Source organism: Oceanobacillus sp. Castelsardo (genome assembly GCF_001659985.1).
In the GTDB taxonomy this organism is placed as follows: domain Bacteria; phylum Bacillota; class Bacilli; order Bacillales; family Amphibacillaceae; genus Oceanobacillus.
The window spans coordinates 120,172-136,720 of sequence record NZ_LYCS01000004.1 but is presented as its reverse complement, the minus strand read 5'-3'; the positions used below and the strand labels follow the sequence as shown (position 1 = coordinate 136,720).

The following is a 16,549-nucleotide window of genomic DNA, read 5'->3' as shown; positions in this document are numbered from 1 at the left end:
CACGAGCAATACTTCTCCCGAATAATCTACGAGTTGCCTCGAAGCATTCTCTTCCTTGAATATGCTAGTAGATGGAGAGGCATGTTGATCGAGACTGAATTAAAAGTACTATTATATTAATAATGCGGGTGTAGTTAAATGGTATAACCTCAGCCTTCCAAGCTGATGTCGTGGGTTCGATTCCCATCACCCGCTCCAGTTATGTCCCAGTAGCTCAGTTGGATAGAGCAACAGCCTTCTAAGCTGTGGGTCGGGAGTTCGAATCTCTCCTGGGACGTTTGAATCAACTACTAGAGAGAAACCAACTGATTGGTTTCTCTTTTTATGTTTAATTTTAAACTTATAGGGAATTTATATGTAATAAAAAAGAATAATTTCATGAAAGAAGGTGAATGAATGCGCATACAACGCGATGATAAAATAATCCTTTTTCCTAAATGGAAGAAAGAATTGGAAAAAGAAAGCTTAGTCGCTCTTAAAGAAAAAAAATATGATGAAGCTTTAATTAAATTAGATGAGTTAATTAACTATCATGTTGACAATCATGAAATTATAACCGGAAAGTTAATTTGTCTTATGGAGTTAGGTGAATTTAATGAAGCCCAGAATTTATGTGAGGATTTATTAAAACTAGAAGATGAACATTATTATCATTATGTACATATATATTTAACTATCTTATTTCAAACGAACCAATATAACTTATTAATGGATCAGGTTGTATATGAATTTCAAAAAAAGGATATACCTAGTTTACAAAGAGAGCAATTTAAACAATTATATGAAATAAGCGAAAAAATGAATATAGATATGAATTTGGAGAAAGAGGCTATCCTTTTTGAAGATTTGTTTAAAGCCGTAGAGGAAAATAATTTTGATGAACAATGGCGACAAGTAGAGAAATTGAAATCACTTAATGCAAATCCCTCTAATCAAATAATTGAACTTCTAGTAGATGATCACGTTCATCCTCTTGCAAAAACAGCGATAATAGAGTGGTTAAAAGGAATGGAATGGATGAATGAAGTAGAGGTTAGTAAATTTAATGTAACTCTTAATGTAATTCCAGAAGAATTAGAATGGGTGAAAGAAAGTGAACCTATAAGAGCAACTAAAGTATTACTAAGGGAAATAGAGCAAGATAACCCATCGTTATACCATTTGATTACTAAACTATTATATGATTATACTTATGTCATGTATCCGATAAAGCCGCCAAAAGATGATTATATCTATATTGCTGAGGCTTTAGAATTGATTGGGAAAGAATTTTTAGGAATTACATCTAATCAAACTCGGGAATATACGGAAAAACTAGATGAATACATAGATAAAATAAAATTCAGTGAATCGCTTTATCAAAGCATTATTGATGGGTAAGAAGAGATATGTGATAAATGCTTGAAAGCAGAACGAATTATGTTATAATATAGTGGTTGCAAAATACTTAGTAGAGTAAAAAGTAATTATCGTAATTTACATAATTATGAAATGGATATAATAGTTTTTGGAGGGAAATAAATATGTCAGCTAAATGGGAAAAACAAGAAGGTAATAAAGGGGTACTAACATTTGAAGTACCAGCAGATGAATTTGAAAAAGCGTTAGATCAAGCCTTCAAAAAGGTTGTTAAAGATGTTCAAATGCCTGGATTCCGTAAAGGTAAAGTTCCACGTGGGCTTTTTGAAAAACGTTTTGGTGTGGAAGCTTTATATCAAGACGCAGTAGATATTGTATTACCAGGAGCCTATGGAAAAGCTGTTGAAGAAACAGATATATTCCCAATTGCACAACCTGAAATCGATATTGAGCAGATCGAAAGAGGGAAAGATCTTATTTTTACAGCGAATGTTGAAGTTAAACCTGAGGTAAAACTTGGTGAATATAAAGGTCTTGAAGTAGAAGAACAATCTGTAGAAGTAACTGAAGAAGACGTAGATGCTGAAATCAACCGTATTCGTGACCGCCATGCAGAATTAGTGGTGAAAGAAGAGGAAGAAATTCAAGAAGGTGATACAGCGGTTATCGACTTTGAAGGTTTCTTAGGTGAGGAAGCATTTGAAGGTGGTAAAGGTGAAAACCACTCATTAGAAATTGGCTCTGGTCAATTCATACCTGGATTTGAAGAACAACTAATTGGTAAAAAATCAGGTGAAGATACAGAAGTTAAAGTAACTTTCCCAGAAGATTACCATGCTGAGGAATTAGCTGGAAAAGAAGCTACTTTCAAAGTGAAAATACACGAAGTAAAATCCAAAGAACTTCCTGAATTAGATGATGAGTTTGCTAAAGATGTTGATGATGAAGTAGAAACTCTTGATGAATTAAAACAAAAGAAAAGAGAACAGCTTGAGGAAGAACGTAAACAAAACGCTGAAAATGAAAAACGTCAACAATTAATTGAAAAAGCTTCTGAAAATGTAGAAGTTGATATTCCTGATGCTATGGTAGAAACTGAATTAGACCAAATGGTTCGCGAATTCGAACAAAACTTGCAAATGCAAGGTTTAACAATGGAAATGTATTCACAATTCTCTGGTCAGGATGAAGCTGCATTAAAAGAACAAATGAAAGAAGATGCAGCAAAACGCGTTCGAACTAACTTAACTTTAGAAGCAATTGCTAAAGCGGAAAATCTTGAAGTTGCTGAAGAAGATATTAACGAAGAACTAGAAAAAATGGCAAGCATGTATGGCATGGATGCTAAACAAATAGTTCCGCTTTTAGGTGGAAATACTGAAGTAATTGAAAATGATTTGTTGATGAGAAAAGCAATTGATTTCTTAGCAGAGAATAGTAAAGCTGTTTAAAAAATTATAACGTACTAGAACATTTTTAAATCACATAATGCGGGATAAATGCAACAAGGTGCGAAAGTATAATCGCACCTTGTTTTGTATTATTTATAGTAAAGACGACTTAAATTGAAAGCTCACTCATATAGTATAAGAAATATTTAAAACACCAATAATAATAAAAATAATAAAAAAACTATTTTTAATTTCTTTAAGAAAAATCAGAGGTTTTTATTTTGTTTTTTGAAAGTCTTCTGATATGATGTCTATAAACTGAAACCTAGATTTTAGGATATTTAGGGGTGAAAATGTATGTTTAAATTTAATGAAGAAAAAGGACAATTAAAATGTTCATTTTGTGGTAAAAGCCAAGATCAAGTACGCAAATTAGTTGCCGGACCGGGCGTTTATATATGTGACGAATGTATAGAGTTATGTACGGAAATTGTGGAAGAAGAGCTTGGTACGGACGAAGAAATGGAATTAAAAGAAATTCCAAAACCAAAAGAAATTTGCGAGATTCTTGATGATTATGTAATTGGACAAGAAAAAGCTAAAAAGAACTTATCTGTAGCAGTATACAATCATTACAAACGTATTAACTCTCCGAAAAGTAATGATGATGTTGAATTGGCTAAAAGTAATATTGCGATGATTGGACCAACGGGTAGTGGTAAAACATTACTTGCACAAACATTAGCAAGAATTATTAATGTTCCTTTTGCAATGGCTGATGCAACCTCGCTTACGGAAGCGGGTTATGTTGGGGAAGATGTTGAAAACATATTATTAAAACTAATACAAGCTGCTGATTATGATGTTGAAAAAGCAGAAAAAGGAATTATCTATATTGATGAGATTGATAAGGTGGCTCGTAAATCAGAAAATCCGTCTATCACTCGTGATGTTTCTGGGGAAGGCGTACAACAAGCACTATTAAAAATCTTAGAAGGAACTGTTGCAAGTGTACCGCCACAAGGTGGACGTAAACATCCTCATCAAGAGTTTATACAAATTGATACAACGAACATTTTATTTATCTTAGGTGGAGCTTTTGATGGTATTGATCAAGTTATAAAACGCCGCTTAGGTAAAAAGGTAATTGGTTTTGGTTCAAATTCTAAACAAGAAGATTTAGATATGGGTCAATTACTTCAACAGGTATTACCAGAAGATTTATTGCGTTACGGTTTAATTCCTGAGTTTATCGGTAGAATCCCAGTAATTGGGGCGCTTCAACCACTTGATGAGAGTGCGCTAGTTGAAATTCTAACTAAACCTAAAAACGCATTAGTTAAACAATACAAAAAGCTATTCGAAATGGATAACGTTGAATTAGAAATAGAACAAGAAGCGCTTATTGAAATTGCCAAAAAAGCAATTGAAAGAAAAACTGGTGCGCGAGGATTACGTTCTATTATAGAAGAAATCGTTCTTGACGTTATGTTTGAATTACCATCTAGAGAAGATATTGATAAATGTATTATTACAAAGGATACTATTCTAAGTGAAAATGGAAGTCCGACATTGGTATTTAACGATGGAACGGTACAAGAGGGAATTAAAAAACATCCAAAAGAGAGTGCATAAACAAGTACAATTAAAATTAAGATAAAATGGAATTATGCAAAAAGAGACTACATAGCAACACGGCCCTCATCTTTGGGGCTGTTGGCTTAAGTTAGTCTCTTTTTTGACAAGAAGGTATAAAAATATTTCTTTATGGCTACGATTACTCACCCTATCGTAAAGATTTGGCATAAGTGCAACAAAGACATACATTCTAAAACCGATGAAAGACTTTAAATAATTTATGTTCTTATAAATGTTTAGTATAATAAGATACGTAAATAATAAATTTGAAGTTTGTTTTAGTTTACAAACAAATGGATTAACTTTAAAATTTTAGAGGTTGTTCAAAAGGACCGGTGAACTTTTAGAACTTAACGTTAGGCAAGTCACATATTTGGAGGTTACAATTCATGACGAAAGATTTAATTCAAGTTCCCCTCCTTCCACTACGCGGTTTACTTGTATTTCCAACTATGGTTATGCATTTGGATGTAGGTAGAGATAAATCTGTTCAAGCTTTAGAAAAAGCAATGATGGATGATCAGACTATATTTTTAGCAGCTCAAAAGAAAGTAAGTCTTGATGAACCAGAAACGAATGATATTTATCAAATCGGTACATTGGTGAAAGTGAAACAAACATTAAAGCTTCCTAATGGTACTATGCGTGTATTAGTAGAGGGATTATATCGTGGGGAAATAGTGCGTTTTATTGATACAGAAAATGAGTTTGTAGTAGAAATAGAAAAATTGGAAGATATTCATGGTGACAATTATGAGGAAGAGGCCCTCATGAGGTCGCTCTTAAATCAATTTGAACAATACATAAAAGTTTCTAGAAAAGTTACGGAAGATACGTTAGCAACCGTTATTGATATTGAAGAGCCAGGCAGGTTAGCGGATATCATTGCTTCTCATTTATCTTTAAAAGTGAAAGAAAAACAAGAGATTCTTGAGATTCAAGATGTTAAACAAAGAATAAAGAAATTAATACATTATATATCAAATGAAAAAAAGGTTTTAGATTTAGAGAAGAAAATTGGGCAACGTGTAAAATCATCTATGGAAAAAACCCAAAAAGAATACTATCTTCGTGAACAATTAAAAGCGATACAGAAAGAACTTGGGGATAAAGATGGTAAAACGGGCGAAGTGGATAGCCTTAGAGAAAAGATTGAAGGATCAGATATGCCTGAGCATATTATGGAAGTTGCTTTAAAAGAATTAGGTCGATATGAAAAGGTCCCCCAAAGTTCTGGAGAGAGCTCAGTTATACGTAATTATCTAGAATGGCTGTTAGTTCTTCCTTGGACGAATAAAACAAAAGACACCATAAATATTAAAAAGGCAGAAAAGGTTTTAAACAGTGAGCACTATGGATTGGAAAAAGTAAAAGAAAGAATTTTAGAGTATTTAGCTGTTCAAAAACTAACGAATACAATAAAAGGACCAATATTATGTCTAGTTGGCCCACCGGGAGTCGGGAAGACATCTCTAGCTAAATCAATCGCTTCATCTGTTAACCGTAACTTTGTTCGAATTTCATTAGGCGGGGTTCGTGACGAAGCAGAAATTAGAGGTCATAGAAGAACGTATATCGGTGCAATGCCAGGTAGAATTATGCAAGGTATGAAAAAAGCAGGGACGATTAATCCTGTTTTTCTACTCGATGAAATTGATAAGATGTCCAATGATTTTCGAGGTGATCCAGCATCTGCAATGTTAGAGGTTCTTGATCCAGAACAAAATAGTACCTTTAGTGATCATTTTATTGAAGAAAATTATGATTTATCAAATGTTTTATTTATTGCTACAGCAAATAACGTGAATTCTATTCCTGGTCCCCTATTAGACCGTATGGAACTGATTTCACTCGCGGGATATACGGAAGTCGAGAAAATGCATATTGCAAAAGAACATCTGATACCTAAGCAAATAAAGGAAAATGGTTTGACGAAAGGGAATTTGCAAATCCGTGATGATGCTTTAATGAAACTAATCCGAACTTATACTCGTGAAGCAGGGGTGCGTGGTCTAGAGAGACAAATCGCTAAACTTTGTAGAAAAACTGCCAAGATCATTACATCGGAAGAGAAAAAGCGTGTTATTATTACTGAAAAGAGTATAGAAGAGCTTCTTGGTAAACCAATTTTTCGGTATGGTTTAATGGAACAGGAAAACCAGATAGGAACTGCAACAGGACTTGCATACACAACAGTAGGTGGAGATATTTTATCTATTGAAGTTAGTCATTATCCTGGAAAAGGAAAACTTACTTTGACTGGAAAGTTAGGAGAAGTAATGCAAGAGTCGGCTCAAGCTGCATTTAGTTATATTCGTTCCCGAGCAAAAGAACTGAATATTGATCCGGAATTTCATGAAAAATATGATATTCATATACATGTCCCAGAAGGTGCAACTCCAAAAGATGGCCCTTCTGCAGGCATAACGATGGCTACGGCTCTTGTTTCCGCTTTATCAGGCCGTGCTGTCAAAAAAGAGGTTGGTATGACTGGGGAAATAACCCTTAGAGGCAGGGTATTACCTATAGGTGGACTAAAAGAAAAATCTCTCGGTGCTCACCGTGCTGGTTTAACAACGATTATCATTCCAGAAGATAATAAAAAAGACATAGAAAATATCCCGGAAAGTGTAAAAGAAGGATTAACGTTTATACCTGTAAAGCATTTAGATGAAGTATTAAAACATGCATTAGTGGAGGAATAAAATGAAAGTAACAGATGCAGAAATAGTAATTAGTGCCGTAAGTAAAAAGCAATACCCAAATGAAGGACTTCCAGAAATAGCTTTAGCAGGTAGATCAAATGTTGGGAAATCTTCTTTTATCAATAAATTAATTAACAGAAAAAATTTGGCAAGAACGTCATCTAAACCCGGTAAAACCCAAACTTTAAATTTTTATAAAATAAATGAAGCTTTTTATTTTGTAGATGTTCCGGGCTATGGTTATGCGAAAGTTTCCAAAAAGGAAAGGGAAAAATGGGGAACGATGATGGAAGAATATTTTCAAACTCGTGAAACATTAAAAGCAGTTCTTTTAATTACGGATGTTCGTCACGAGCCTACTAGTGATGATATACAAATGTATGAATTCCTTAAGTACTTTGAGCTTCCGGTTATCGTAATTGCAACGAAGTTAGATAAAGTTCCTAAGAGTAAACGTGCACAGCACATTAAACGAACGAAACAAGCCTTACAATTTGATTCTGATGATGTTGTGTTACCTTTTTCATCGGAAACAGGAGAAGGTAAAGATGAGGCATGGGCCATTTTACGAAGCTTCATAAAATAAATAATGGAATGGAAAAAGAAATAACCAATGTTGAGGTTATTTCTTTTTCTTTAATAAATACAACCCTATTAAAATTAGAATAATGGGCCAGTAATACGTAATAATTCGAGTAACATCATTTATCCAATAAAAATAAGCAGGTACTGTGGATGAAAAAATCATGAAAATACTAAATCCGACAAATAATAAACCTAAAATATATCCTTTTTTTGTTTTGGTTGCTCTAATTATAAAGGCAATTCCTATAATTATAGTATACATTCCCCAGTGATGGCTCCAGAAATGATAATGTTCTAAACCATAGAAGTGAATTCCTAGTCCTAATATAATTGTTCCGCTAAATAAATGCTGATCCTTTTTTTGTACATAACTATAAAATAAGAATATGATACCGGTAACGATTAAGACAGTTTGCCATGAATAAAAATTAGTAATAAGAGGAATTTTTAATTGTTTAAGTAAAAAGAATATCCCAATTATGATTAATATATATGCTAGTAATGAATTATTTTTCTTCATTTTTAACGAATCCCTTCTACAGTTCGATTCCTTGCTTATAAATATATTGTATGATAAAGTACTTTCGAGTTAAAATAATAAGGGTTCTTATATAAAAATTGATTCAAATTCTTTTCACATTTGCAGAATTTGATGTTATAAAACTATGTTACAATGTAAATATATGTCATTTCGTAAAAGATAAAGTATTTTTTGGGGGTCGTCAATGTGCACATTCTTAAAGTAGGACTTAATTATAAAACAGCCCCTGTAGAAATAAGGGAGAAACTTACTTTTCCAGAGAGCACCCTTGAAGAGGCAACGAACGAACTTAAAAAACAAAAGAGTATTTTGGAAAATGTTATTATTTCTACATGTAATCGTACGGAAATTTTTGCTGTTGTTGACCAACTTCATACTGGTCGATATTATATTAAAAAGTTTTTAGCTGATTGGTTTGGGGTAGAAAAAGAGTTGTTTTCTCCTTATCTACAAATAGTAGAAAATGATGGTGCAATAGAACATTTATTCCGTGTCTCAGCTGGATTAGATTCAATGGTATTAGGAGAAACTCAAATATTAGGGCAAGTAAAAGATGCTTTTCTTCAAGCGCAAAAGATAAGCACAACAGGTACCATTTTTAATGAACTATTTAAACAAGCCATTACATTTGGAAAACGCGCCCATAAAGAAACAGGAATTGGAGAACACGCTGTTTCTATAAGTTATGCTGCAGTTGAATTAGCGAAGAATATTTTTGGAAATCTAGGCGAGAAACATGTTGCTATCTTGGGCGCTGGAAAAATGGGTGAACTAGCAGCTAAAAATTTACAAGGTTCAGGTGTAACAGAAATAACAGTAATCAACCGTACCATTGAAAAAGCGAAAGAATTAGCTGAAGTATTCGATGCTAATGCTGTTGGCCTTGATAGTCTAGAAAGTGTATTAGAAGAAATTGATATTCTGATTAGTTCAACTGGTTCAAAATCTGTTATTATAACAAGGGAAATGATTGAAAAAATTCAAGCAAAGAGGAATAATAAACCTATTGTTTTAATAGATATTGCAGTTCCACGTGATATTGATGCAAGCATAAGTGGTATGGATAATGTTCACCTTTATGATATTGATGACTTACAAGGAGTTATCGATCATAATTTAGAAGCTAGAAAAGAAGCGGCTGAACAAATCGAACTAATTATTGAACGAGAAATTGTAATGTTTAAAGAATGGATAAAAACATTGGGAGTTGTACCAGTTATATCTGCTCTTCGAAATAAAGCTCAGTCGATTCAGAAAGAAACGATGAAAAGTATAGAACGAAAAATGCCAGATCTTACGGAACGTGAGAAAAAGGTATTAAATAAACATACGAAAAGTATTATTAATCAATTGTTGAAAGAGCCAATTACACAAGCGAAAGAAATGGCTGGAGGAAGTCATGCAGACCATGCCCTTGAACTTTTTATTGAGATTTTTGGTATTGAGAAAGAAGTAAGGGAAGAATTTGTAAAACAGGCAAAAAAAGACGAAACGTTAATGTCTCTTCAAAAAAGTGAATATATTTCATTTCCACATTTTGAAAGAATTTCAGGTGTAAATTAATAAAGTTCTGGAATAAAACGTAAGTGCAATTAAGCCTAAAACCTTATACATTGTTTTCTCTGTTAAAAACCAGAAGGCCTAAAGCTTTCTGGTTTTTACCTGCACGTATCTTATCATTTTTCAAATAGTAGTAAAAGAGTTAAAATATACGTGTTATCATTAAACTTTATTAATGTAACACGACTCAGGAGGATTTATTCATGCGAAAAATCGTCGTAGGATCAAGAAGAAGTAATTTAGCATTAACACAAACGAAATGGGTTATTAACCAACTTAAAGAGGCCGGTGTCTCAAACGAATTTGAGATAAAAGAAATCGTGACAAAAGGGGATCGTATTTTAGATGTCACGTTATCTAAAGTTGGTGGAAAAGGTCTATTTGTTAAAGAAATTGAACAGGCAATGTATGATAAAGAAATAGATATTGCGGTGCATAGTATGAAAGATATGCCATCTGTCATGCCAGAGGGGCTTGTTATTTCATCTATACCAGTTAGAGAAGACCCTCGTGATGCCTTTGTATCTAAAAATAATATCGCTTTAAAAGATTTACCAGATGGAGCTATTGTTGGTACAAGTAGCTTGCGTCGTGCAGCGCAAATTTTAAAGGTAAGACCTGATATAAATATTAAGTGGATTCGTGGAAATATTGAGACAAGAATTCGAAAACTTCGTGAAGAAGATTATGATGCTATTATTTTAGCAGCCTCTGGATTAAAACGTGCAGGACATGATAATGGAATTGTAACGGAGTACTTAGAACCTGAAGTAGTTGTTCCCGCGGTTGGACAAGGCGCCTTAGCAATTGAATGTAGAGAAGATGATCAGGAAATTCGGGAAATATTGAATAAGATTAATGATAGTTACACAACTAGAACTGTAACAGCTGAAAGAACTTTTCTTCATTTATTAGATGGTGGATGCCAAGTTCCTATTGGTGGATATGCTTATTTAGAAAAGGATGAAATAGTGTTAACTGCATTAGTTGGCACACCAGACGGTAAAACAATTTTAAAAGAAGTTGTTCGCGGTACTGAACCAAAAGCGGTTGGTGAAGAGGCAGCTACATTATTAATAAATCAAGGTGCCAAGGAAATTGTAGATAGAGTTAAAGAGGAGCTTGATCAATGATTGCCCCTTTAAGAAACAAAAGGATTATAGTGACAAGGGAGGATACAGGGGGGAAAATCTTCTCCAATAAAATTAATCAATTCGGTGGTATACCAATTGAAGTTCCTTTGTTGCAAGTTGGTTGTCATGATTGTGATGAGAATAAGCAGATCATAAAACAATTGGAACGTTTTGATTGGTTTATTTTCACGAGTGCTAATGGTGTACAATGTTTTTTTCGATTGGCTGATAAACATCAAGTTTCACATGAAATATTAAAATCAAAAAAAATCGCAGTAGTTGGAGAAAAAACGAATCAGAAATTAATGGAATATGGTTATTCGGCAGATATTGTGCCTTCTGTTTATGATGCGGATACACTGAGCAAAGAATTCTTATCCGAAAATCAAAAACCAGGAGAAGTTCTACTTATTCGTGGTAACCTCTCTAGAGATGTTCTTCCGAATGAATTGACGAAAGCGAGTATACCATTTAAAAACCTATACGTTTATAAGACAACTCTAAATTCCAACAGTAAACATTTATTAAATGACACATTACAAACGGAATTTGATTTTATCACATTCACAAGTCCATCCACGATTGATGCTTATTTTGAGTTATCAGGATATTTAGTCGATAAACCATGTGTCTGTATTGGAACAACAACAGAAAACAAGGCAAAGGAGAAGGGATTTTCTAACATATTAACGCCAAAGGTTTTTACTGTAGATGCAATGATTGATATTATGATTGATTATATAAATAAAAAGGAGCATATATAATGGATTTCAAAAGACATAGAAAATTGCGTTCATCCGCTTCCATGCGTTCATTAGTACGAGAAAACCATTTGCGTGTGGATGATTTTATATATCCCATGTTTGTAATAGAAGGGAATAATATTCGTAATGAAGTTCCTTCCATGCCGGGAGTTTACCAAGTTTCAATGGACTTATTACTAGGTGAAATAAAAGAAGTTTATGAATTAGGAATTAAAGCAGTTATGTTCTTTGGTGTAGTTACTGCAAAAGATGAAATTGGAACGGGTGCTTTTATTGATGATGGAATTGTTCAAAAAGCTACACGCTTAGTAAAAGAAAAATACCCAGATTTATTAGTAGTCGCAGATACATGTCTTTGTGAATATACCGACCACGGCCATTGTGGTGTCATTCACAATCATGATGTGGATAATGATGAATCATTGAAAGTTCTAGCTAAAACGGCTGTTTCTCAAGCAAAAGCCGGAGCGGATATTATTGCCCCATCTAATATGATGGACGGTTTTGTTGTGGCTATTCGTCAAGCTCTAGATGAAGCGGGATTTGAAAGTATTCCTATTATGTCATATGCTGTAAAGTATGCATCTGCATTCTATGGACCATTCCGTGACGCTGCTGACAGTGCACCTCAATTTGGTGATCGTAAAACATATCAAATGGATCCAGCAAATCGTTTGGAAGCTATTCGTGAGGCTGAATCTGATATTGAAGAAGGTGCAGATTTTATTATGGTAAAACCTGCCTTATCCTTTTTAGATATTATTAGAGATGTACGCAATCATGTAAATGTGCCAGTTGTTGCTTATAATGTTAGTGGTGAGTATGCAATGATTAAAGCAGCTGCACAAAATGGCTGGATTGATGAAGAAAAAATCGTTATGGAAATGTTAACTTCTATGAAACGTGCAGGTGCTGATATTATTTTAACGTATTTTGCTAAAGACGTTGCAACTTGGTTAAAAGAAGATAAATAAGTGGAGGTGTAATCAGTGGGAAATTTTGAAAAGTCTCATGAAATATATGAAGAAGCTGTTCATTTACTACCGGGTGGTGTAAATTCACCTGTTCGTGCTTTCAAATCAGTAAACATGTCTCCGATTGTAATGGAATCAGGAAAAGGATCAAAAATATATGATGTAGACGGTAACGAGTACATTGATTATGTACTTAGTTGGGGACCTCTTATTTTAGGTCATGCAAATGAACGGGTAGTCGGAAGGCTAAAAGAAGTAGTAGAAAAAGGGACGAGCTTCGGTGCAAATACTGAAATAGAAAATAAATTAGCTAAACTTGTAATTGAACGGGTTCCATCCGTTGAAATGGTCCGTATGGTAAATTCAGGTACAGAAGCAACGATGAGTGCAATAAGGCTTGCTAGAGGATACACTGGTAGAGATTTTATAATGAAATTTGAAGGCAGTTATCATGGTCACGGGGATTCCTTACTTATTAAGGCAGGTTCTGGTGTTGCTACATTAGGTTTACCAGATAGTCCCGGTGTCCCTAGTTCTGTTGCTAGTAACACAATTACGGTACCATTTAATGATTTAGATAGTGTTAAACTAGCTTTTGAAAAATATGGTGAAAATATTGCTGCTGTAATTATGGAGCCTGTTTGTGGCAACATGGGAGTAGTACCACCAGAAAAAGCCTTTTTACAAGAAATGAGAAAAATCACAGAAGAAAATGGTTCTTTACTTATTTTTGATGAGGTTATGACTGGTTTCCGTGTTGGATACCATTCCGCACAGGGATATTTTGATGTTAATCCCGATTTAACTTGCCTAGGGAAAGTCATAGGTGGTGGTTTGCCTGTTGGTGCGTATGGCGGAAAACGTGAAATAATGGAGCAAATTGCCCCTGCTGGCCCTATTTATCAGGCGGGAACATTATCAGGAAATCCATTAGCTATGACAGCTGGTTTTGAAACAATTTCAGCTTTAACCAAAGAGTCTTATGAGGAAATAAATAAAAAGGCCGATCGGTTAATAGAGGGATATAAACAAGCGGCAGAAGATTACGAAATTCCCCTCCATATTAACAGGGTTGGTTCTATGTTAGGTGTATTCTTTACCAATGAGAAAGTGATTAATTTCGAAGCTGCAAAAACATCTAATCTAGAATATTTTTCTAAGTATTATCAAGCAATGATTGAAGAAGGAGTATTTTTACCACCTTCCCAATTTGAAGGTTTATTCCTGTCAACTGAACACACAGATGCTGATATCGAAAAAACTATCGAAGCCGTACGAAAAGCGTTTTCCAAGCTAAAATAAGTTAAAGGCTATTCCCAATTAATCTGGGGATAGCCTTTTTCATGCATAACTAAAAACGCTCTCTCATATACATGATTAAGACACATTAAGCATATTAGAAAATGCTTAGGAGGGAGGAAGTCAGTTTGTCGGCTGAACAATCGGTATTTACTTTTGAATTAAATGAAACGTTATATTTTGAAAAAGGACAGGAATTGGAAGAATTACGTGGAATATCATTGGATCCTGAAATTACTATACAGAATAATGAAGACTATATCTCCATTAGAGGTGTAATAGAATTAACGGGAAATTATAAAAAAGCAACTATTTTAGAAGAAAGTTTGGAAGAATTTAATCATGAAGCGAAGAGATATATAGAAAATGTAGCTGATATGGATGAAGAAAATGCAGAGTTTACACATCGCTTTCCGGTAGAAATATCTGTCCCTACTTATCGTGTAAGTAGTTTAGACGATGTATTAGTAAGTGTGCAAGCATTTGATTACGAAATACCTGAGCAAACTCAACTAAAAATGTTTTCCACAATAGCCATACATGGTATTAATCAGGAAGCAGGATTTAGTAGAGTAGAAGATAATAGTGTGGAAGATGTTCATCAAGAAGAATTGCCTGTACAAGAAGATGTCTCAAGTATTCCAGAAAAGGTTGCGGAAGAAGAATCTGTTTTAATGGAAAGAGAAACGGAAGATACTTTTGAATTTGAAATTAAACAAAAGCAGGAAGAGCAAGAGGAAGAGTCCGAAATTGCGAGTATAGCGGAGACTCCTACTTTAGGAGAAAATAGAAATGAAGAGGAGCGAGTAGAAGAACCCGAAATTGTAAGTATAGCAGAAACTTCTGCTTTAGAAGAAAATAGAGAAGAAGAGGAACAAGAAGAACCCGAATTAGTAAATATAGCAGAAACTCCTACGTTAGAAAAAAATAGGGATGAAGAGGAACAAATGGAAGAGACAGAAGAAACGGAAGAAACAGAGGGCTCGGAAAACACCGTAGAAGAGGGTAGATGGTCTTTTAAGACTCAGACGCAAACCTTAGCTGAATTCTTTAACCATAATAAACAAGATTCAACTACAGAATCATCTGAAGGGCAAAGTGAGGAATATGAAGAAATAGTAGAAGATGAATCTACTGAAATAAAATATGAACCTGATTCTCGAAGTGAAGGGGACATTACTTACTTATCTGATATTTTCCGTAATTCTACTGAAGAAGAATATACAAAGATGAGGCTTTGTATCGTTCAGAAAGACGATACTATTGAAACAATTTCTGAACGCTTTAAAGTAAGTCCATTACAAATCATAAAACAAAATCAGTTAGAGGATGATTTTGATGTAGCAGAAGGACAGTTACTTTATATACCTTCTAAAAAGTAAGGTTTAATGAATGAAAACGGAGATACCCCTTGAAATTATTCAAGGGGTATCTAATTTTAGCAGATTGGAAAGCATAATGATTGGTATAAGTATAACTAAGGCAACGGCCGAAAAAGCCGACGAACGTAAGTTTTAAAAGGTGGTGAACTCATGGAAGATAATATTACGAATGTATTGAATGCATATAATATTGATCCACTCAAGATCAACAAAGTAACATCTCAACTCTATTATATTAAAGATCATCATAGAGAATATGCACTAAAGAGAAGTAGTTTAACTGAAGAAATGGTGAAACATTGGGAAGCTATTTACCGATATTCAAATTCCAAAAATATAGATGCAGTGCTACCTGTATATTTAACAAAAGAAGGTAATTTATATTATCGTCGAGAACAAACTATATTTTATTTATCACCGTGGATTAATGATACAAATAAAAAAATGGACTCTAAGTGGGTTTCCGACTTCTATGAAACTTTGGCAAAATTACATTGGAATACTAAACGGACTCATAAAATTGATATAGAAACGATTTCCAATCAATTTGTTTCGTTTCAAAACTACTGTAGAGAAATGAGAAAGCAATTACTTACATTTATTCACCAATTCGAAAAAAAACAGTATATGTCACCATTTGAGCTGCTCGTCTGTACTCATTTTCGTGACATTGATCAAGCATTTATTGAAGTAGATAAGCGTGTCCATCGCTTTATAAATGTGTTTGAGGAAGAGAAGTTAACATGGAGCTCTTCATTATGTCATTATCGATTAGACTATTCACATATTAAACAAACATATTTTATAAACTGGGAATCTGCTCGTTATGATCATCCAGTTATGGACTTAATCTTATTTTTCCAAAATGAAATTGGCCGTTTTAATCCTTCTACTAATCTTTATATTGATTCTTTTTCCTCATATACAGATACAAATGAATTAACCTTATCAGAGCTTCAGTATTTTTCCATATATTTACTATCGCCAACGAATTATATACAAATTATTTATGAATATGTGCGAGGCGTCCAAAATAAATCAGAAATACAGCATATAAAAAGCATTCAACATGAATTCAGAAAAATTATCTTTGGTATCAAATGGTCAGCGTTCATAGAAAAAGAATATGAAACGTTAGATTTAGATGATTTAGAAGTTTAAATCTGTGTTCAAAAAGGAGGATAAAAAGGACCGAGTCGGCTAAGAACGCAACGTCCT

13 protein-coding genes and 2 tRNA genes are annotated in these 16,549 nt (G+C 33.8%); 14 read left to right on the top strand and 1 reads right to left on the bottom strand.

Translation table 11 applies throughout. The features are described from left to right. Positions 1 to 124 precede the first annotated feature (124 nt). The 7 genes from A9178_RS09105 to yihA all read left to right on the top strand — a co-directional run bounded on the left by A9178_RS09105 (position 125) and on the right by yihA (position 7,679). Positions 125 to 198 (top strand) — tRNA-Gly (locus A9178_RS09105). A 5-nt stretch (positions 199 to 203) separates the two neighbouring features. Then, positions 204 to 277 (top strand) — tRNA-Arg (locus tag A9178_RS09100). A 119-nt stretch (positions 278 to 396) separates the two neighbouring features. Beyond that, positions 397 to 1,380: a tetratricopeptide repeat protein gene (locus A9178_RS09095; RefSeq protein WP_068674534.1), complete on the top strand. Its 984-nt coding sequence runs from the start codon at positions 397 to 399 to the stop codon at positions 1,378 to 1,380. A 143-nt stretch (positions 1,381 to 1,523) separates the two neighbouring features. Beyond that, entirely contained in the window at positions 1,524 to 2,810 is a 1,287-nt protein-coding gene (gene tig / locus A9178_RS09090; protein ID WP_068674533.1) for a trigger factor, read from the top strand. A gap of 297 nt (positions 2,811 to 3,107) precedes the next feature. After that, positions 3,108 to 4,385, top strand: a complete 1,278-nt coding sequence (gene clpX / locus A9178_RS09085; protein WP_068674530.1) for an ATP-dependent protease ATP-binding subunit ClpX — start codon at positions 3,108 to 3,110, stop codon at positions 4,383 to 4,385. A gap of 392 nt (positions 4,386 to 4,777) precedes the next feature. Beyond that, positions 4,778 to 7,093, top strand: a complete 2,316-nt coding sequence (gene lon / locus A9178_RS09080; protein ID WP_068674528.1) for an endopeptidase La — start codon at positions 4,778 to 4,780, stop codon at positions 7,091 to 7,093. Between the two features lies 1 nt (position 7,094). Next, positions 7,095 to 7,679, top strand: a complete 585-nt coding sequence (yihA, locus tag A9178_RS09075; protein WP_068674526.1) for a ribosome biogenesis GTP-binding protein YihA/YsxC — start codon at positions 7,095 to 7,097, stop codon at positions 7,677 to 7,679. 36 nt (positions 7,680 to 7,715) lie between these two features. Here yihA and A9178_RS09070 read toward each other — a convergent pair whose 3' ends face one another. Beyond that, positions 7,716 to 8,198, bottom strand: coding sequence for a LiaI-LiaF-like domain-containing protein (locus A9178_RS09070; protein WP_068674524.1), 483 nt, complete (start codon positions 8,196 to 8,198; stop codon positions 7,716 to 7,718). 207 nt (positions 8,199 to 8,405) lie between these two features. Here A9178_RS09070 and hemA point away from each other — a divergent pair, with 207 nt between their 5' ends. The 7 genes from hemA to A9178_RS09035 all read left to right on the top strand — a co-directional run bounded on the left by hemA (position 8,406) and on the right by A9178_RS09035 (position 16,492). Then, positions 8,406 to 9,782: a glutamyl-tRNA reductase gene (gene hemA / locus A9178_RS09065; RefSeq protein ID WP_068674522.1), complete on the top strand. Its 1,377-nt coding sequence runs from the start codon at positions 8,406 to 8,408 to the stop codon at positions 9,780 to 9,782. Between the two features lie 200 nt (positions 9,783 to 9,982). Continuing rightward, positions 9,983 to 10,912, top strand: a complete 930-nt coding sequence (gene hemC, locus A9178_RS09060; RefSeq protein WP_068674520.1) for a hydroxymethylbilane synthase — start codon at positions 9,983 to 9,985, stop codon at positions 10,910 to 10,912. Further along, entirely contained in the window at positions 10,909 to 11,676 is a 768-nt protein-coding gene (locus A9178_RS09055) for a uroporphyrinogen-III synthase (protein WP_068674518.1), read from the top strand. The genes hemC and A9178_RS09055 overlap by 4 nt, the downstream gene beginning before the upstream one ends. Beyond that, complete coding sequence (gene hemB, locus A9178_RS09050; RefSeq protein ID WP_068674516.1) at positions 11,676 to 12,650, top strand: porphobilinogen synthase; 975 nt, start codon at positions 11,676 to 11,678, stop codon at positions 12,648 to 12,650. Before A9178_RS09055 ends, hemB begins: the two co-directional genes overlap by 1 nt. 15 nt (positions 12,651 to 12,665) lie before the next feature. Beyond that, entirely contained in the window at positions 12,666 to 13,952 is a 1,287-nt protein-coding gene (gene hemL, locus A9178_RS09045) for a glutamate-1-semialdehyde 2,1-aminomutase (protein ID WP_068674514.1), read from the top strand. A 125-nt stretch (positions 13,953 to 14,077) separates the two neighbouring features. Beyond that, positions 14,078 to 15,331, top strand: coding sequence for a LysM peptidoglycan-binding domain-containing protein (locus A9178_RS09040; RefSeq protein ID WP_068674512.1), 1,254 nt, complete (start codon positions 14,078 to 14,080; stop codon positions 15,329 to 15,331). A 150-nt stretch (positions 15,332 to 15,481) separates the two neighbouring features. After that, positions 15,482 to 16,492: a protein kinase family protein gene (locus A9178_RS09035; protein WP_068674510.1), complete on the top strand. Its 1,011-nt coding sequence runs from the start codon at positions 15,482 to 15,484 to the stop codon at positions 16,490 to 16,492. The last annotated feature ends 57 nt before the right edge of the window (positions 16,493 to 16,549 follow it).

Excerpts from the sequence above, each read along its gene's own strand:
- A9178_RS09095 (WP_068674534.1), top strand. The coding sequence starts at position 397 with ATGCGCATACAACGCGATGATAAAATAATCCTTTTTCCTAAATGGAAG.
- tig (WP_068674533.1), top strand. The coding sequence starts at position 1,524 with ATGTCAGCTAAATGGGAAAAACAAGAAGGTAATAAAGGGGTACTAACA.
- clpX (WP_068674530.1), top strand. The coding sequence starts at position 3,108 with ATGTTTAAATTTAATGAAGAAAAAGGACAATTAAAATGTTCATTTTGT.
- lon (WP_068674528.1), top strand. The coding sequence starts at position 4,778 with ATGACGAAAGATTTAATTCAAGTTCCCCTCCTTCCACTACGCGGTTTA.
- yihA (WP_068674526.1), top strand. The coding sequence starts at position 7,095 with ATGAAAGTAACAGATGCAGAAATAGTAATTAGTGCCGTAAGTAAAAAG.
- A9178_RS09070 (WP_068674524.1), bottom strand. The coding sequence starts at position 8,198 with ATGAAGAAAAATAATTCATTACTAGCATATATATTAATCATAATTGGG.
- hemC (WP_068674520.1), top strand. The coding sequence starts at position 9,983 with ATGCGAAAAATCGTCGTAGGATCAAGAAGAAGTAATTTAGCATTAACA.
- A9178_RS09055 (WP_068674518.1), top strand. The coding sequence starts at position 10,909 with ATGATTGCCCCTTTAAGAAACAAAAGGATTATAGTGACAAGGGAGGAT.
- hemB (WP_068674516.1), top strand. The coding sequence starts at position 11,676 with ATGGATTTCAAAAGACATAGAAAATTGCGTTCATCCGCTTCCATGCGT.
- A9178_RS09035 (WP_068674510.1), top strand. The coding sequence starts at position 15,482 with ATGGAAGATAATATTACGAATGTATTGAATGCATATAATATTGATCCA.